This window comes from Bradyrhizobium sp. G127, assembly GCF_021502575.1.
Classification (GTDB): domain Bacteria; phylum Pseudomonadota; class Alphaproteobacteria; order Rhizobiales; family Xanthobacteraceae; genus Afipia.
In genome coordinates this window covers 1546901-1564019 of sequence record NZ_JAKFGN010000002.1, presented here as the reverse complement: position 1 = coordinate 1564019, position 17119 = coordinate 1546901, and the positions used below count along the sequence as shown (strand labels likewise).

Annotated in this window: 14 protein-coding genes; 8 read left to right on the top strand and 6 right to left on the bottom strand. The window is 63.7% G+C overall.

The features are described 5' to 3' along the window. Positions 1 to 176: 176 nt before the first annotated feature. On the top strand, positions 177 to 467 hold the full coding sequence (locus LVY71_RS19495) for a hypothetical protein (RefSeq protein ID WP_235101475.1): 291 nt from the start codon (positions 177 to 179) through the stop codon (positions 465 to 467). Between the two features lie 35 nt (positions 468 to 502). Here LVY71_RS19495 and ilvD read toward each other — a convergent pair whose 3' ends face one another. Next, complete coding sequence (ilvD, locus tag LVY71_RS19490) at positions 503 to 2347, bottom strand: dihydroxy-acid dehydratase (protein WP_235101474.1); 1845 nt, start codon at positions 2345 to 2347, stop codon at positions 503 to 505. Positions 2348 to 2490: 143 nt separating this feature from the next. Here ilvD and LVY71_RS19485 point away from each other — a divergent pair, with 143 nt between their 5' ends. After that, the gene (locus LVY71_RS19485) at positions 2491 to 3765 is read left to right on the top strand and encodes a hemolysin family protein (RefSeq protein WP_235101473.1); all 1275 of its coding nucleotides are present in this window, start codon (positions 2491 to 2493) and stop codon (positions 3763 to 3765) included. 15 nt (positions 3766 to 3780) lie between these two features. On the opposite strand, the gene LVY71_RS19480 is transcribed toward LVY71_RS19485, so the two are convergent. Further along, positions 3781 to 4551: an anti-sigma factor family protein gene (locus tag LVY71_RS19480; protein ID WP_235101472.1), complete on the bottom strand. Its 771-nt coding sequence runs from the start codon at positions 4549 to 4551 to the stop codon at positions 3781 to 3783. A gap of 52 nt (positions 4552 to 4603) precedes the next feature. After that, the gene (locus LVY71_RS19475) at positions 4604 to 5095 is read right to left on the bottom strand and encodes a sigma-70 family RNA polymerase sigma factor (RefSeq protein ID WP_235101471.1); all 492 of its coding nucleotides are present in this window, start codon (positions 5093 to 5095) and stop codon (positions 4604 to 4606) included. Positions 5096 to 5276: 181 nt separating this feature from the next. On the opposite strand from LVY71_RS19475, the gene fabI reads away from it, so the two are divergent. The 3 genes from fabI to aroC all read left to right on the top strand — a co-directional run bounded on the left by fabI (position 5277) and on the right by aroC (position 8013). After that, a complete protein-coding gene (fabI, locus tag LVY71_RS19470) occupies positions 5277 to 6098 on the top strand; it encodes an enoyl-ACP reductase FabI (RefSeq protein ID WP_283842547.1) in 822 nt (273 codons plus the stop codon). Positions 6099 to 6217: 119 nt separating this feature from the next. Next, a complete protein-coding gene (locus LVY71_RS19465) occupies positions 6218 to 6817 on the top strand; it encodes a histidine phosphatase family protein (RefSeq protein ID WP_235101470.1) in 600 nt (199 codons plus the stop codon). Positions 6818 to 6933: 116 nt separating this feature from the next. Beyond that, the gene (gene aroC / locus LVY71_RS19460) at positions 6934 to 8013 is read left to right on the top strand and encodes a chorismate synthase (protein ID WP_235101469.1); all 1080 of its coding nucleotides are present in this window, start codon (positions 6934 to 6936) and stop codon (positions 8011 to 8013) included. A gap of 43 nt (positions 8014 to 8056) precedes the next feature. On the opposite strand, the gene LVY71_RS19455 is transcribed toward aroC, so the two are convergent. Further along, on the bottom strand, positions 8057 to 9406 hold the full coding sequence (locus LVY71_RS19455) for a globin-coupled sensor protein (protein ID WP_235101468.1): 1350 nt from the start codon (positions 9404 to 9406) through the stop codon (positions 8057 to 8059). A 295-nt stretch (positions 9407 to 9701) separates the two neighbouring features. Here LVY71_RS19455 and LVY71_RS19450 point away from each other — a divergent pair, with 295 nt between their 5' ends. The 3 genes from LVY71_RS19450 to LVY71_RS19440 all read left to right on the top strand — a co-directional run bounded on the left by LVY71_RS19450 (position 9702) and on the right by LVY71_RS19440 (position 13314). After that, positions 9702 to 10913, top strand: coding sequence for an adenylate/guanylate cyclase domain-containing protein (locus tag LVY71_RS19450; protein ID WP_235101558.1), 1212 nt, complete (start codon positions 9702 to 9704; stop codon positions 10911 to 10913). Positions 10914 to 11127: 214 nt separating this feature from the next. Beyond that, positions 11128 to 12669: a sensor domain-containing diguanylate cyclase gene (locus LVY71_RS19445; protein WP_235101467.1), complete on the top strand. Its 1542-nt coding sequence runs from the start codon at positions 11128 to 11130 to the stop codon at positions 12667 to 12669. A 162-nt stretch (positions 12670 to 12831) separates the two neighbouring features. Beyond that, a complete protein-coding gene (locus LVY71_RS19440; RefSeq protein ID WP_235101466.1) occupies positions 12832 to 13314 on the top strand; it encodes a hypothetical protein in 483 nt (160 codons plus the stop codon). A gap of 83 nt (positions 13315 to 13397) precedes the next feature. Here LVY71_RS19440 and LVY71_RS19435 read toward each other — a convergent pair whose 3' ends face one another. Together LVY71_RS19435 and LVY71_RS19430 are read right to left on the bottom strand one after the other, a co-directional pair. Next, the gene (locus tag LVY71_RS19435; RefSeq protein ID WP_235101465.1) at positions 13398 to 15089 is read right to left on the bottom strand and encodes a methyl-accepting chemotaxis protein; all 1692 of its coding nucleotides are present in this window, start codon (positions 15087 to 15089) and stop codon (positions 13398 to 13400) included. A gap of 306 nt (positions 15090 to 15395) precedes the next feature. Next, entirely contained in the window at positions 15396 to 17078 is a 1683-nt protein-coding gene (locus LVY71_RS19430; RefSeq protein ID WP_235101464.1) for a methyl-accepting chemotaxis protein, read from the bottom strand. Positions 17079 to 17119: the final 41 nt, after the last annotated feature.

The following is a 17119-nucleotide window of genomic DNA, read 5'->3' as shown; positions in this document are numbered from 1 at the left end:
GTGCGAATCCACATCGCGCAGGCGCCGCATCCTGCTCCGCCTTCAAGACGCCTCTAGAAAGCGCCCCTCACGAACAGGACGTTGCGGACTATATTCCTAAATGAGGAGATGTCAAGGCGCGCTGGCAGGGGACTATTCGCGGTTCCTGCCGTGGCAATTCCGGCCAGAATACCTATATGTCTCAAATGACCAGCAAATCGCCGAAAATCCAGACCCCCGAACAATTGGCCCGCCTTGAGAAACAGCGTGTCGCCAAAGTAGAGGGCGCACAGGCGCTCGCCCAGGTCGGCAAGGAATATGTCGACGTCCGCAAGAACATGGAGCGCTTGCGCGCGCTGCGGCTGGCCAGGGAAGCGGAAGAGGCGTTGAACCCGCCCGTGGTCGTGGCCAAAAAGAAGAAGGTCGCGCCGAAGAAGAAACTCGCTGACGCTGCCGAGAGCGAACCGGAAGCCGTCGCCGGCGAGTGATGCGGCGTCGCCGGAAGGCAACGCCGCCATTTCAATCAATCCTTCACGACACGAACGGCGCCGCGCGCCGCGCTGGTGGTGAGCGCCGCATAGGCCTTCAGCGCCGTTGAGACCTTGCGCGTGCGCTTCTTCTCGGGCTTCCAGGCCGCGTCACCGCGCGCCTCCATCGCCTTGCGGCGGCGATCGAGTTCGGCGTCCTCGACCGCAACACGGATCGAACGGTTCGGAATGTCGATCTGGATGATATCGCCATCCTCGACCAGACCGATTGTGCCGCCTTCCGCCGCCTCCGGCGAGATGTGGCCGATCGACAGACCGGACGAGCCGCCGGAGAAGCGGCCGTCGGTGATCAGCGCGCACGCTTTGCCGAGGCCCTTCGACTTCAGATAGCTGGTCGGATACAGCATCTCCTGCATGCCCGGACCGCCGCGCGGTCCTTCGTAGCGGATCAGCACGACATCGCCGGCCTTGATCCTGCCGCCGAGAATGCCATCGACCGCTGCGTCCTGGCTTTCGAAAATCCGCGCCGGACCTTCGAATTTCAGGATGCTGCTGTCGACGCCGGCCGTCTTCACGATGCAGCCGTCGAGCGCGATGTTGCCGGACAGCACCGCGAGACCGCCGTCCTTCGAGAAGGCGTGCGCGGCATTGCGGATCGTGCCGCCTTCGCGGTCGGTGTCGAGGTCTTCGAAGCGGCGGTTCTGGCTGAACGCGACCTGCGTCGGCACGCCGCCTGGTGCGGCCTTGAAGAAGTTGCGAACGCTCTCGCTCTTGGTGCGCATCACGTCCCAGCGGCCGAGGGCGTCTTCAAGCGACGTGCTGTGCACGTTCGGCAGGTCGCTGTGGATCAGGCCCGCGCGGTCGAGTTCGCCGAGGATGGCCATGATGCCGCCGGCGCGGTGGACGTCTTCCAGATGCACGTCGGCAACCGACGGCGCGACCTTGCACAGCACCGGCACGCGGCGCGACAGCCGGTCGATGTCCTGCATGGTGAAGGGAATCTCGCCTTCATACGCGGCCGCCAGCAGATGCAGCACGGTGTTGGTCGATCCGCCCATGGCGATATCGAGGGTCATAGCGTTCTCGAACGCCTTGAAGTTGGCGATGATGCGCGGCAGTACGTTTTCGTCGTTCTGCTCGTAGTAGCGGCGCGCCAGATCGACGATCAGGTGACCGGCCTCGACGAACAGGCTCTTGCGATCCGCATGCGTCGCCAGCACCGAGCCGTTACCCGGCAGCGCGAGGCCGAGCGCCTCGGTGAGACAGTTCATCGAGTTCGCGGTGAACATGCCCGAGCACGATCCGCAGGTCGGGCAGGCCGAGCGCTCGATCACCTCGACATCGGCGTCGCTCACCTTGTCGTCGGCGGCGGCGACCATCGCGTCGATCAGATCGACCGAGCGGATCTTGCCGTTGAGCGTGACCTTGCCGGACTCCATCGGGCCGCCGGAGACAAACACCACCGGGATGTTGATCCGCATCGCGGCCATCAGCATGCCGGGCGTGATCTTGTCGCAGTTGGAGATGCAGACCATCGCGTCGGCGCAATGCGCGTTGACCATGTATTCGACGCTGTCGGCGATCAGTTCGCGCGACGGCAGGCTGTAGAGCATGCCGTCATGTCCCATGGCGATGCCGTCGTCGACCGCGATGGTGTTGAATTCCTTGGCGACGCCGCCGGCCTTCTCGACCTCGCGCGCGACGAGCTGGCCGAGATCCTGCAGATGCACGTGACCGGGAACGAACTGGGTGAAAGAGTTGACGATGGCGATGATCGGCTTGCCGAAGTCTTCGTTCTTCATGCCGGTGGCGCGCCAAAGGCCGCGCGCGCCCGCCATGTTGCGGCCGTGGGTGCTGGTCCGGGAACGATAGGCTGGCATTTTCTTTCCTTTGAAGGTCACGCAGGGAACCGGTCTTCTAGCATCTGTGACGATTTGATAAAGCGCCTCCGTGCAGGGTCGCCATGCTGTTGCAGTGCGAATTTTGGTGTAGTCTGCGGGCGTACCCCACAAAAAGGCATCAATTGTTATCCCTTGAACTTGGTATCGTCACGGTGCTCATCGTGATCAACGGCCTGCTCGCGATGTCGGAGCTTGCCATCGTCTCATCCCGGCCTGCGAGGCTGGCCGCCCTGGTTGAGAAGGGCGTGAGCGGTTCGCGCCGCGCACTCGCCTTGGCGTCGGACCCCGGAAAATTTCTCTCCACCGTCCAGATCGGCATCACCCTCGTCGGCGTGCTGTCCGGCGCGTTTTCCGGCGCCACCCTCGGCGCGCGCGTGTCGGCGTGGCTGGCGGGCGCCGGATTGTCGCAGGGTGTCGCCGACGCGGTTGGGGTCGGCGCCGTCGTGACATTGATCACCTATGCTTCGCTCATTGTCGGCGAACTGGTGCCAAAGCAAATCGCGCTGCGCGATCCCGAAGCGGTGGCCGTGAAGGTCGCGCCGGCGATGGTGGTGCTCGCGAAAATATCCTCGCCGCTGGTGTGGGTGCTGGATCGCTCCGGCAAGGGACTGCTCTGGCTGCTCGGCCAGCGCGGCGAGGCCGGGGACAAAGTCAGCGAGGAGGAAATCCGCACCCTGGTCGTCGAGGCGGAAAATGCCGGCGTGCTGGAGCCGGGCGAGAAGGAAATGATCGCGGGCGTGATGCGGCTCGGCGATCTGCCGGTCGGCGCGGTGATGACGCCGCGCCACGAGGTCAGCATGATCAACCTGTCCGATCCGCCGGAGGTGATCCGGCTTGCATTCAAGGAGGGCTCGCATTCCCGCCTGCCGGTGTTCGACGGCGAGGAGACGCTCGGCATCGTGCAGGCCAAGGACATGCTGGACGTGTATCTGGCAGGAGAGATTCCGGACATCGGCAAGCTGGTGCGCGACGCGCCGGTGATTCCCGAAACCGTCGACGCGCGCGACGTCGTCGCCATCCTGCGTGAATCGCCGGTTCACATGGGCCTCGTGCACGACGAGTACGGCACGTTTCAGGGCGTCGTCACCAACGCCGATATTCTGGAGTCCATCGTCGGCAGCTTTCACACCGAGGCGGGCCCGGCCGAACCCGCTTTCGTCAAGCGCGACGACGGCTCGTTGCTCATCTCGGGCTGGATGCCTGCGCTGGAGTTCGCGGCGCTGCTCGATATTCAGTTGCCCGCGCCGCGCCCCTACCAGACCTGCGCCGGCTATCTGCTGGAGAAATTCGGCGCGATCCCGGAAGCGGGGCAAAGCGTCAGCGCCGACGGCTGGCGGTTCGAGGTCGTCGATCTCGACGGCCGCCGCATCGACAAGGTGCTTGCGGTCAAGGAGTGAGACGGCAGGCCGCGCTTACAATCCCGCCTTCTCGTTCTGGTCGTAGACCAGCCGCGCGACGCGTTCGAGACGGTCGCGGTCGGTGCCGCCGCTGACGACAAATCCGACGCCGCGATCGGCCCAGAACAGCGCGCCGGTGCCGTTGCTCGTCGCGTAGCGCATCTGCGTTGTTTCGGTGGACGCGCGCGACGCGTAGACCGTGAAGCGCTCGCCCGACGCGTTTTCGTACATCAGGAACGACGCCGGTCCCGTCGGGCCGGGCAGCAGCCGGCCGCCGACCAGTTTCAGTCCGGTCGCGTCGAGTTCGGGCGCGCGCACTTCCCAGCCGCAGCGCTTGGTCAGCCACTGCTGCAGATGCGCCTTCTCGCTGCCTGCCACTTCCACCGGATGCCGCACCTCGACCACATATAGCTTGTGGGCGTCGAGCGCGTCGCCGGTGAGATTCGCGAACATCGACGGCCCGGCGTTGGCGCCGTGCGCCACCCAGCCGACGCCGCCACCGGCGGCGAACGCCACCAGCGTTGCGGCGATGGCGCCCATCATCCAGCGCCGCGGCGTCCGTGACAGCGCATCGACCGACAGCCGCGCCGGCACCGGCTCGTCCGCCACCGCATCGTATTTTGCATGCAGCGCGTCGCTCATCGTGCGCCATGACGCCACCCGCGCGGCGTCGTCGGGATGCGCGGCAAGCCACGCCTCGACCGCGTCGCGGCGTTCCGCAGGGAGTTCGTTGTCCACATAGGCGTGGAGTTCGTCCTCGGTGACGGGAATGGTGTGATCGGTCATCGTCCGGCTCTTTCGTCTCTGTCGAATCTCGTTTGGGTCATGAAATGCATTTTCACTTCACCCGCCGCAGCGCCGGCCGCTCGCCCTCGAGTACAGCCCTCACCTGCGCCCGTGCCCGCGCGAGGCGCGACATCACGGTGCCGATCGGCACGCCCTGAATGTCGGCGACGTCGCGGTAGCTGAGGCCTTCCAACACCACCAGCAGCAGCACCGCGCGCTGATCCTCCGCCAGTGTCGCCAGCGCGCGGGAAATGTCGCGGCCTTCCGCCTCGGTGCCGGAGGCGTCGGCGTTGGTGTCATGCAGTTCCATCATCGTCGGCTGCCGCGCCAGCGAGCGGCGGCGGTTGCGGTTGAGATTGGTCAAAATCGTGTAGAGCCAGGCGCGCAGGTCGCCGCCGAGAAACAGCTTCTCCGAGCGCAGCGCCCGCACCAGCGTGTCCTGCACCAGATCGTCGGCAATGTCGGAATCCCGCGTCAGCGCCCGAGCATAGCGCCGCAGGGCCGGGATCATGGTCTCGACGCTATGGCGGAAATCGTTACTCATCAAAAGGCTCGTCCGGGTCGGCGGCTCATGGGCCGTTCTAAAGGAAAAACACCATGAATGGCTCGGTATTCCGGCGTTTCGGCCTCTGAGGCGAAAGTCTCGACCGCCTGTCCGGCTTGAACGGCCATGATGCCTATGTCATGAGGGGCGTCCCTTTCCCCGGCAATCTGGATTTGGTTTCATGGCTGACAATATGGGCCTGATGCGCGGCAAGCGCGGCGTCATCCTGGGCGTGGCGAACAACCGCTCGATCGCCTACGGCATCGCGAAATCCTGCCGCGACCAGGGCGCGGAACTGGCGCTGACCTGGCAGGGCGATGCGCTGAAAAAGCGCGTCGAGCCGCTGGCGAAGGACCTGGGTGCGATCACGCTCGGCCATTGCGACGTCACCGACGCCGCCAGCATCGATGCAGTGTTCGCCGAGGTGAAGAAGCAGTGGGGCAAGATCGACTTCGTCGTTCACGCCATCGCCTTCGCCGACAAGGACCAGCTTGACGGCCGCTATCTCGAGACCACGCAGGAGAACTTCACCAACTCCATGCTGATCTCGTGCTACTCGCTCACCGCGATCACGCAGCGCGCCGAACATCTGATGACCGACGGCGGCTCGATCCTGACGCTCTCTTACTACGGCGCGGAAAAGTGGATGCCGCATTACAACGTGATGGGCGTCGCCAAGGCCGCGCTCGAGGCCAGCGTCCGTTACCTCGCCGCTGACCTCGGCGAGAAGAACATCCGCGTCAACGCGATCTCGGCGGGACCGATCAAAACGCTGGCGGCGTCCGGCATCGGCGACTTCCGCTACATCCTGAAGTGGAACGAAGCCAACGCGCCGCTGCGCCGGAATGTGTCGCAGGAGGAGGTCGGCGACAGCGCGATGTATCTGCTCTCCGATCTGTCGCGCGGCGTCACCGGCGAAGTGCATCATGTCGATGCGGGCTATCATGTCGTCGGCATGAAGAACCCGCATGCGCCGGAAGTGTCGTTCGGCGGGAAGGATTAAACCGCAACATCCACGTTCGTCATGCGCGGACTTGATCCGCGCATCCATCCTCTTCAAAAAATGTTCTTAAAAGATGGATTGCCGGGTCAAGCCCGGCAATGACAATCTGAGAAACTCCCATGCCATCTCCCACCATCTACTTCATCCGTCACGGCCAGACTGAATGGAACGCCGCGGGCCGCTTTCAGGGCACGCAGGACATCCCGCTCAACGACATCGGCAAGGGACAGGCGATCCGGTCCGGCGAGTTGCTGACCGATATTCTGGCGCGCGATTCCCACGACCCCGCAAAAATCCCGTTCGTGTCGTCGCCGCTCGGCCGCGCGCGCAACACCATGGAGTTGCTGCGCGGCGTGCTCGGCGTGCCGCCGCACGATTACGAACTCGATGATCGCCTGCGCGAGATCGGCTACGGTCACTGGGAAGGCTCGACGCTGCCGCAGATGGAGCAGTCGCATCCGGAAGTTTTCGCCCAGCGTCAGGTCGACAAATGGGGCGTGCCGCCGCCCGGCGGCGAGAGCTATGCCTCGGTCACCATCCGCCTGCGCGACTGGTATGACTCGCTGTTGCAGGACACAGTGGCGGTGTCGCATGGCGGCTCGATGCGGGCGCTGCTGGTGGCGCTCGATGTCGAGACGCCGGTCGGCGCGGCGGACCTGACGGTGGAGCAGGGCGTGGTCTATGTTTTTGCCGACGGGCAGGTCACAAAACATAGTTAACGAAACGTTAAAGTGGCACTTTAAGCGCCTCACATTTGACCCTAACGGGTCCGCGCGTTACGACTTTAGCTCAATTCTAGCCAATAGCGGGTCCGCGGCCTGCCGGGTAATTTCCTATGTCCTTCAATACCTTCGGCCATCTGTTTCGCGTCACGACTTTTGGCGAAAGCCACGGGCCGGCGCTCGGCTGCGTGGTCGATGGCTGCCCGCCGAAAATCCCGCTGACCGTCGAGGAGATCCAGCGCGATCTCGACCGCCGCCGTCCCGGCCAGTCGCGCTTCACCACCCAGCGGCAGGAAGCCGACCAGGTCAAAATCCTGTCCGGGGTGATGGAGACGGACGCAGGACAGGTCACCACCGGCACGCCGATCGCGCTGCTGATCGAGAACACCGACCAGCGCTCGAAGGATTATTCCGAGATCAAGGACAAGTTTCGTCCGGGTCATGCCGACTTCACCTATGAAGCCAAGTATGGCCTGCGCGACTATCGCGGCGGCGGACGTTCAAGCGCGCGCGAGACCGCCGCGCGGGTCGCGGCCGGCGCCATCGCGCGCAAGATCATTCCCGATGTGAAGGTGCGCGGCGCGCTGGTGCAGATGGGGCCGCACAAGATCGATCGCGCGATGTGGGACTGGAACGAGGTCGGGCACAATCCATTCTTCTGCCCGGACAAGGCGAAAGCCGCGTTCTTTGAGGAGTATCTCGACGACATTCGCAAGAGGGGCTCGTCCATCGGCGCGGTGATCGAGGTCGTCGCCGAAGGCGTACCGGCCGGACTTGGCGCGCCGATCTACGGCAAGCTCGACAGCGATCTCGCCAGCGCGTTGATGAGCATCAATGCCGTGAAGGGCGTCGAGATCGGCGCCGGTTTCGGCGCAGCCGAACTGCATGGCGAAGATAACGCCGACGAGATGCGCATGGGCAACAACGGCCCGGTGTTTCTGTCCAACCATGCCGGCGGTATTCTCGGCGGCATCTCGACCGGACAGGCAGTGGTCGCGCGTTTCGCGGTGAAGCCGACGTCATCGATCCTGACGCCACGCAAGACGATCGACAAATCCGGCGCGGACACCGACATCATGACCAAGGGGCGTCATGATCCGTGCGTCGGCATTCGCGCGGTGCCGGTCGGCGAAGCAATGATGGCCTGTGTGATCGCCGATCATCTGCTGCGCCATCGCGGCCAGGTCGGCTAACCGGCCGCTGCCTGTCGGCAACGACCGGCGCGCGTGTCGCCGTTTACGCCACCCGGACGGTGGCGAGAAACTTGTCGACCTCGGCGCGCAGCGTCTCCGACTGTTCTGACAGTTCGGAGGCCGCCGACAGCACCTGACCGGCAGCCTGCCCGGTTTCGCCGGCTGCCACCGTGACGCCGGTGATGTTGGCCGAGACGGCGCGGGTGCCCTGTGCGGCCTGTTCGACGTTGCGTGCAATTTCCTGCGTGGCCGAACTCTGCTGGTTCATCGCGGCGGCGATGGACGCCGAAATCTTGTTCATGGACGCGATGACGGCCGTGATCTCCCTGATGGATTCGACCGACTCGGTGGTTGAGGACTGGATCGCTCCCACCTGCGCGGAGATTTCGGTCGTTGCGCGCGCGGTCTGTTCCGCGAGGGATTTCACCTCCTGCGCGACAACGGCAAAGCCCCGGCCGGCGTCACCGGCGCGGGCGGCCTCGATCGTCGCGTTGAGAGCGAGCATGTTCGTCTGCCCCGCGATTTTCGTGATGATGTCGATCACGGCGCCGATTTTCTGAGCTGCTTCCAGCAGACCGTTGATCTTGCCTGCGGTCTGTTCGGCGTTCCGCGAGGCTTCGGCCGCGATCCGCGCCGACTCGTTGATCTGGCGGCTGATTTCACCGATCGAGCCGGTCAACTGCTCCGTCGCGGATGCGACGGTCTGAACGTTGACGGTGGCTTCTTCCGACGCGCTCGCGACGCTGGTCGATTGTTCCGCGGTGTCGCGCGCCGCCGCCGTCATCGATTGCGCCGAGGCTTGCAGTTCGGTCGCCGCCGAGGCGACAATGCTGACAACGCCGCCGACCGCCTGTTCGAAATTCGTGGCAAGCGAGTCGAGTGTGTTGCGCCGGTCGCGCCGCCCGGCTTCGATATAGACGGCGATGGCCAGATCCATATCGAGCATCGCGGCCTTGATGACGGCCGCCTGCAGCGCGGTCTTGACGGCGGCAGTGTTGCGCAGAAATCCGGGCGACGGCAGCCGCAGCGCGATCGCTTCGACCAGTCCGCCCATCAGCGCGTTGTAGCCGCCGATATACCAGCGCGGTTCGAGGCCCAGGGTGTTGTGGATTTCGCCGATGCGCGTCACGGACGCTTCATAGGAGCCGTCGAACTCGCCGCCGAGGATGATGCCCCAATGCTGAAGCTGCTTCTGCTTCGCATGCATCATGTGATCGCGGTTCTTGAAAAAGACCTTCGTCTCCGCGAATGTCGCAATGTGATCGTAGAAGCGGTCGAGGATCTGCGGCATTTCCGACAGCAGGAAATCCTTGTGCTCCCTCAGAACTACACGCGTGCCGTTGTCGATGCTGTTGAACTGGAGACGCCGCGCCAGTGTGGACTCGTTACTCATTGTGGCTTTCTGCATTGAAGACGCGAGGAGGGACGGGACAATTGCGGATTGGATAGCCGCAGCTGGGACGGCGGACGTTGGAGGGACGGCCCGGTCTGCCCAGGACAGGGCTGACAAACGCGAACCGGAAGAAGATTGTTCAAATTTTATATTCTTTATAGATTACAATGGCTTGTGCGCTGCAACTTGATCCAAGTCAACTCCGGCTCCATGCTCAGGTCCCGGTGGCCAAGATGCGTCCGGCTGGCGGATTTCTCGCCTTGACCGCACCGCGAAGGCCGCACAACACATGGCTATGCACGCCATCGATCTCACGAGTGTTTCGGACTGGCTGACCGGCGGAGCGCGGTCGGCGCAGCGCGTCGATCAGTTCGTCAGCGAGACGTGTGAGCGGCTGGTTGCCTGCGGCCTGCCGCTGTGGCGGGTCGGGGTGTTCGTCAGCATGCTCCATCCCAGCATGATCGGCCGCAATTTCATCTGGCGGCGCGGTGCCGGCGTCACCATGGGCAGCATGGCCTACGGCTCGGAGGAGTCCGACGATTATCTCTCCAGTCCGCTGGCCACCGTGTTCGAGCAGGGACGGGAAGTGCGGCGGCGGCTGGCGGATGGCAACGTGGGCAACTCGCCATTTTTCTCCGACATGCGCGCGGAAGGCGCCACGGATTACATCGCGCTGCCGCTCCACATGTCCGATGGTGAAGTTCACGCGACAAGCTGGATCACCCAGGACCCCGATGGGTTCAGCGAGGGCCAGCTCGACGCCATGCGGGCGCTGATGCCGTCGCTGACGCGGATGATCGAAATCTGGTTGTTGCGGCGGACGGCCGCCGGACTGCTGAACAATTATGTCGGCGGGCGCGCCGGCTCGCGCATTCTGGCGGGGCAAATCCGCCGCGGCCACACCGAGACCATGCATGCCGCGATCTGGCTGTCGGACCTGCGCGGCTTCACCGCGCTGTCGGACCGGCTGTCGTCCGAGGCCGTGGTCGATGTGCTCAATGCCTATTTCGATTGTCAGGTGCCGGCGATTCTCGATCACGGCGGCGAAGTGCTGAAGTTCATGGGCGATGGATTGCTGGCGGTGTTTCCCATCGCCGAGAACGAAGGCGACGCGGCGACGGTTTGCGCGCGCGTGATGGATGCCGCACGCGAGAGCCGTGCCAACGTGGCGGCGATGCGTTACGATCACGGAACGGAGACGCTCGACGGCTTCCGCTTCGGCCTCGCGCTGCATGTCGGCAAGGTTCTCTACGGCAATATCGGCGGCGGCGATCGTCTCGACTTCACCTGCATCGGCCCGGCGGTGAATCTCGCCGCGCGCCTTGAAAAGATCGCCGGCCGTCTCGGGCGCACGGTGGTGGCGTCCAACGCCTTCGCTGGCCATGTCGACGACGGCTGGAGCGATCTCGGCATGTTCTCGGTGGCGGGATTCTCCGCGCCGCAACGGGTTTACGGCCTGCCGGACGAAACGCCGGCGCTGGGCGCCGGCGTGCTCCCCCGCATATGAAGTCAAGACAGAAGCGAACGGCGTGACGCTACGTGCCCGCGGCAATCCATCGCGAAGCGGTTCGTTCACCTGAAATTGTTCCAGATAGGCGTCGGCGGAAGCATCGGCGTTAGCGCAACTTTAACGGATATTTGCGCTGGAACCGTGAATCGGCCGATCTAGACGCGGAATTAGGCAAACCGCGCAAGGTTACAGCACCTTGGATCGGTTCGTCATGAAGCTGCTTGAATATCTGAGATCGGTGCTGATGCGTTCCAGCCGGGCGTTTGTCTGGTCGGCGACGGTGTGCGGGCTTTTGGTGCTGTTCGGATTCTTCGCGGCGATCGGCTACGATTTCTATCGCAGCACGCTGCTGATGAACGAGCAGGCGGCGGCGAACGTCGCCACGCTCACGCAGCAAACCATCGCGCGCGACATCGAACTCTATGACCTCTCGCTTCAATCCGTTCTCGAAGGCGTCAACGACCCGGACATTCTCTATCAGGAGCCCGGCCTGCGGCAGAAAATCCTGTTCGACAGGTCGGCAACTGCACCGGGATTGGGAGCACTGGTGATGCTCAACGCCGAAGGCACCATCACTCTGGATTCGCAGGGCTATCCCCCACGTGAAGGAAATTTCGCCGACCGCGAGTATTTCAAGATTCAGCGCGATGCCGTGCGCGACATCGGATTGTATGTCAGCAAGCCGTTCCAGGCGCGATTGCAGGAAAATATCTGGACCGTCTCCGTCAGCCGGCGCATCAGCAGGCCGGACGGCAGCTTTGGCGGCATCGTCTCGGGTACCATCCGGATCAGCTATTTCGAGCGGCTGTTCAACAAGGTCTCGATGGGAAACGGCGACAGGATCGTCCTGCTGATGGATGACGGCACGCTGGTCGCGCGCACGGCCGGTCTTAAATCGGAGATCGGCGCGAACTGGCAATCGAGGCCGATTTTCACGCACATGACGGGCAAGACCCGGGGAACATTCACCAGCGATGAGTCGCTGGACGGCGTCTCTCGCCTTTATGCATTTCATCGTGTGGATCATCTGCCGCTCATCGTCGCGGTGGGAGTGTCGACGGACAAGATCCTCGCGCCGTGGTGGTTCAAGATGTCGGTTCTGGCCGCGATCCTTGCGATCATGGCGGCCAGCGTGGTCGGTCTGGTCTGGATGCTGGAAGGCGAATTGCGCCGCCGCGCGGCGGCAGAGAAAGCTGCGGAGGAACTGGCGCGGACCGACGGTTTGACCCAACTCGCCAACCGGCGCTGGTTCGACGAAGAACTGTCGCGCAAATGGGCTGCGGCGGTGCGCGACCGACGGCCGATGTCGTTGCTGATGATCGATGTCGATCAGTTCAAGCCGTTCAACGACAGCTATGGACACCAGGCGGGCGACCGGGCGCTGGCGGCGATCGCGGGCATCATCGACAGCGCAGTCCGGCGTCCGGACGATCTTGCGGCGCGCTATGGCGGCGAGGAATTTGCGGTTCTGCTGCCGGACACCGACAGGCACGGGGCGCTGCAGATTGCCGAAACGATCCGCGAAGGGGCCCGCAACCTGCTGATCGAACACACCAGAAACGAGCACAAGATCGTCACCGTCAGCGTCGGGGTTGCCACCGCCTTTCCGCGCCCCGGAGCCGTGCAGGCCACCGCTCTGGTCCGCGATGCGGACGCTGCGCTTTACCGTGCCAAGGAAGCGGGCCGTGACACGGTTTGCGTCAGCAACGTGATGCCGGCCGATTTCGAATGGCAGGTCAGCCGCGCCAGTTGAGCGCGCGGAACATCGAGTGATCGTGAACGTTTTGTGCGCGTTCCGATCGCTTCATTGCAAAATCGAAATCTCATTCCGAGAATGTGAAGGCAGGCAACGGATGTAAACGCCGCACGCGGAGTTATATCGCCCATGGAGGCTGTAATTCCGTGGAGTAGAGCGATGCTCAGAAAAAGTATCATAGCGCTCGCTGCTGTGGCGGCGATCGGCGCGTTTTCCCCGTCCCTTGCACTTGCGCGTGGTGGCGGTGGAGGAGGTCACGGCGGTTTCGGCGGCGGTGGATTCCACGGCGGCGGTTTCGGAGGTGGAGGATTCCACGGGGGTGGCTTCGGAGGAGGAGGTTTCCACGGCGGTGGCTTCGGAGGTGGAGGTTTTCGCGGCGGCGGTTTCGGCGCGCGGAGCTTCGCCATGGCGCCCGGCACGCGGTTCGCCGCGGTTCAGGGCCGCGGGGTCGGGCATTTCGGTCACCGTCGCGGCTTCCGGCATTTCGGCCGATCCTTCATCGGGTTCGGCGGACCCTACGACGACGATTACTACTATGACGGCTACGCCGACGCCTATCCGTACGGTGGCAGCTGCTATGAGGTGCAACACGTCCACACCCGTCACGGTTGGCGCTGGCGGCAGGTCGATGTCTGCAGCTGACGGCTGGCGCGCATAGACGCAAAAAAATCGGCGGCTGAAGCGACCAGCCGCCGATTACCGTGGTGACGATGTGACGGCCGGACTTATGCGGCGCGAACCGTCGTCAGGAATTTCTGCACTTCCATCTTGAGGCGGGTGCTCTCGCTGGACAGCATCTGTGCCGACGACAGCACCTGCCCGGAGGCTGCACCGGTTTCGCCGGCGCCACGGCTGACATCGGCGATGCTGACGGCGACTTCGCTGCTCAGTTCAGCCGCCTGCTGCACGTTGCGCGAAATTTCCTGCGTCGCGGCACCCTGTTCTTCCACCGCCGCGGCAATGGCCGAGGAGATTTCGGAGATCAGGTTGATGGTCTTGCCGATTTCCTTGATGGTCGCGACGGATTCCTGCGTCGCCGTCTGCATCCCGGCGATCTGCGTGCTGATCTCGTCGGTGGCCTTGGCGGTTTGCGCCGCCAGCGCCTTCACTTCGGAAGCGACCACCGCGAAGCCGCGGCCGGCGTCGCCCGCACGGGCGGCCTCGATGGTGGCGTTGAGCGCGAGCAGGTTGGTCTGCTCGGCGACCGCAGTGATCAGTTTCACCACGTCGCCGATACGGCCGGCGGCCTGCGACAGTTCGGTGATGCTGGTGTCGGTCTTCTGCGCCTGACGCACGGCTTCGGAAGCAATGCGGCTGGATTCCTGGACCTGGCGGCCGATTTCGCCGACCGACGAGGTGATTTCCTCGGTGGCGACGGCGACCGACTGCACATTGCTGGAGACTTCCTGCGAGGCGGTGGCGGCAGTGCCGGAGGTCTTGCCGGTGATTTCAGCCGTGCTGGTCAGGGTGTTGGCGGCGGCTTCCAGTTCGGTTGAGGACGACGACAGCGACTCGACCAGTTCGCCGATCAGCGTTTCGAAGTCCCGAGTAATGGCATCGACCCGCTGGCCGCGCTGGATCTTGGCATCGGCTTCCTTCGAGGCGGCCTCGTCGGCAGCTTTCTTGGCGATCAGCGCTTCCTTGAAGATTTGCAGGGTGTCGGCCATCGCGCCGATTTCGGTCTTCTCGCCCTGGTGCGGTACCTCGGCTGTCAGGTCGCCCTCACCGAGCGTCTTCATCGGCTTCACGATCGAGTCGATATTCTGCGACACGTCGCGGATCAGGAAATAGCCGACCACAGTGCCTGAGATAACGATGAAGGCGAGCGCACCGATGACGATCTTGAGCGCAATCAAATAGTTGTCGCGGGCTTCCTGGCCGGCAGCATCGGCGCCCCTGTTGTTGAGGTCGATGTCCTTCTTCAGGATTTCGTCCGCCTTGAGACCGATCGGGTTAACGGTCTTGCTGTTCAATTCCTGCGCATCATGCGGAATTTTTCCGACGCTCTGGCGGGACAGGGCTATCACTTCCGCAGCACCCTTCTTGTAGCTGTCCCACAGCTGGCCCCACTCGTTATACAGCGCGCGTTCTTCGGCCGACGTAATCAGCTTTTCGTAAGTCTCGCGGATCTTGCTGTTGCTCGCGACGACCTGTTCGACGAGTTTTTCGTTGGCCAGCTTCTCTTCCAGCGTTTCCGCCAGCATGTGCTGCCGGATCACGTTGCGATAGGTGATGACGCCGGCACGCAGGTCTCCAAGCACGCGGACGCTGGGCAGCCAGTTGGTCTGGATGTCGACCGCGTTAGCGTTGATGCTCTGCATCTGCCTGAGGGCCAGAAGGCCCATCGCTATCACGGCGAGGAACATGGATGCTGTTACAGCGATGAGTTTGGCGCGAATGGAGAACCTGGAGAACATGGAATGGAATCCTTGGGTTGTTCTAACCCGTTAGATGGCCGATGGGGATCAGTGAAAGACGCGGCGGGACCACTGATGGAATCCGGCCCGTTTCGCGGACCCGATTCCTGACATTCACTGTCGCGATGTTGGGTGAAATGTTCGTAAAGGTACCGTAGTGCGGACTTCGCCTTTCGTATTTTCCATACGGCATTTGCGCCGAAGCCATCTGCGGAAAACGCATGAATCGATTCTTTTTTAGGCAGACATCGAAAAGCCGGCGGCTTTGGCGCCGCCGGCTTTCGGAATGTTCGCGGGGAGAATTGGTTACGCCGCGCGGATGGTCGAGAGGAAGCGGTGCACTTCGGTCTGCAGGTGGTTGCTTTCCTTCGACAGCGACTGGGCTGCCGTGAGCACCTGCGCGGAGGCGGCGCCGGTCTCGCTGTTGCCGCGGTCGACATCGGTGATGTTGGCGGCCACGCGGGCCGAAAGCTCGGCCGCCTGCTGCACGTTGCGGGCGATCTCCTGGGTCGCGGCGCCCTGTTCTTCCACTGCGGCGGCGATGGCCGAGGAAATCTCGGACATCAGGTCGATTGTGCCGCTGATTTCCTTGATGGTCGCCACCGAAGCGCCGGTTGCGGCCTGCATTCCTGCAATCTGCGCGGTGATCTCATCGGTGGCCTTCGCGGTCTGGGAGGCGAGCGCCTTGACCTCGGCCGCGACCACCGCAAAGCCGCGTCCGGCCTCGCCGGCGCGGGCCGCCTCGATGGTGGCGTTCAGCGCCAGCAGGTTGGTCTGCTCGGCGATCGCGGTGATCAGTTTCACCACGTCACCGATGCGGGCCGCGGCATTGGACAGTTCGGTGATGCTGGCGTCGGTCTTTTCGGCCTGCTGGACCGCGACATGGGCGACCCGGCTGGATTCCATCACCTGACGGCCGATCTCGTTCACCGAGGAGGTGATCTCCTCGGTCGCCGTGGCGGTGGACTGGATGCTTTCCGAGACATCGCGCGAGGTGTTCGCGGCTTCGCCGGAGAGCTGCCGGGTGGTGTCGGCAGCGTCGGTCAGCGTGCTGGCGGTCGCTTCCATTTCGGTGGAGGCCGACGACAGCGAGCCGATCAGTTCGCCGATCATGGCTTCGAAATTGCGCGTGGCCGTGTCGAGCATTTCGGCACGGCGCATTTTGGCGCCGGCCTCGTTGGCGGCGGCTTCGTCCGCCGCCTTTTTCGCCACCAGAGCCTCCTTGAAGACCTGGAGCGTATCGGCGATCTGGCCGATTTCGCTGGTTTCGCCCTGATGCGGGACGCTGACGTCGAGGTCGTTGGCGGCGAGCGCGCGCATCGGCATCAGCACGGAGCCGATGCCACGGGCGATGTCGCGGACGATGAGGACGGCGGCGGTCAGCCCGATCAGCACCATCAGGACCAGGGCTCCCAGCACGACGCTGAAAGCCAGTTCATAATCGTGCTCGGCCTTCAGTCCGGACGCGGCTGCGCCCTTGTCGTTGATGTCGACGATCTTCGCCAGCACCGCATCCATGCTGCGGCCGGCGACGGTCGCGCGCTGGGCGTTGACCGCGCGGGCCTGCGCCGTCTCGCCCTTGCGGGCATGGGCGACCACCTCATCGGCGGCGTCGCGGAAGGTCTTCCAGGTTGCCGACAGTTCCTTGTACAGCGCGGCTTCCTCGGGCGAGGAGATCAGCGGCGCATAAGCCTTGTTCGCGGTGTCGTAGTCCTTGGCGCGGGCATCGAGATTGCGCTGGATGTCGGCCATGAACTTCTCGTCCGGCTCCGTCAGGTAGTCACGCAGCACCGCGCGGTATCGGGCGGACTGGGTGCGCAATTCGCCGACCAGGCGGATGCTTGGCAGCCAGCTCGTCTTGATGTCCTGGGCCGAGGCATTGATGGCGCGCATCTCGATGATGGCGAAGGTGCCCATTGCGGTCAGTGCGATCAGCAACAGGGACACGAGGGCAATGAGCTTGGTGCGAATCGAGAGCCTGGACAGCATTGAAACATCCTTTGGGTCTTTCTGACCCGTCTAAAACCCGG

What these genes read in the sequence shown, in the direction of transcription:
- LVY71_RS19495 (WP_235101475.1), top strand. Translation starts at nt 177, where the DNA reads ATGTCTCAAATGACCAGCAAATCGCCGAAAATCCAGACCCCCGAACAA.
- ilvD (WP_235101474.1), bottom strand. Translation starts at nt 2,347, where the DNA reads ATGCCAGCCTATCGTTCCCGGACCAGCACCCACGGCCGCAACATGGCG.
- LVY71_RS19480 (WP_235101472.1), bottom strand. Translation starts at nt 4,551, where the DNA reads ATGACCGATCACACCATTCCCGTCACCGAGGACGAACTCCACGCCTAT.
- LVY71_RS19475 (WP_235101471.1), bottom strand. Translation starts at nt 5,095, where the DNA reads ATGAGTAACGATTTCCGCCATAGCGTCGAGACCATGATCCCGGCCCTG.
- fabI (WP_283842547.1), top strand. Translation starts at nt 5,277, where the DNA reads ATGGCTGACAATATGGGCCTGATGCGCGGCAAGCGCGGCGTCATCCTG.
- LVY71_RS19465 (WP_235101470.1), top strand. Translation starts at nt 6,218, where the DNA reads ATGCCATCTCCCACCATCTACTTCATCCGTCACGGCCAGACTGAATGG.
- aroC (WP_235101469.1), top strand. Translation starts at nt 6,934, where the DNA reads ATGTCCTTCAATACCTTCGGCCATCTGTTTCGCGTCACGACTTTTGGC.
- LVY71_RS19455 (WP_235101468.1), bottom strand. Translation starts at nt 9,406, where the DNA reads ATGAGTAACGAGTCCACACTGGCGCGGCGTCTCCAGTTCAACAGCATC.
- LVY71_RS19450 (WP_235101558.1), top strand. Translation starts at nt 9,702, where the DNA reads ATGCACGCCATCGATCTCACGAGTGTTTCGGACTGGCTGACCGGCGGA.
- LVY71_RS19445 (WP_235101467.1), top strand. Translation starts at nt 11,128, where the DNA reads ATGAAGCTGCTTGAATATCTGAGATCGGTGCTGATGCGTTCCAGCCGG.
- LVY71_RS19440 (WP_235101466.1), top strand. Translation starts at nt 12,832, where the DNA reads ATGCTCAGAAAAAGTATCATAGCGCTCGCTGCTGTGGCGGCGATCGGC.
- LVY71_RS19435 (WP_235101465.1), bottom strand. Translation starts at nt 15,089, where the DNA reads ATGTTCTCCAGGTTCTCCATTCGCGCCAAACTCATCGCTGTAACAGCA.
- LVY71_RS19430 (WP_235101464.1), bottom strand. Translation starts at nt 17,078, where the DNA reads ATGCTGTCCAGGCTCTCGATTCGCACCAAGCTCATTGCCCTCGTGTCC.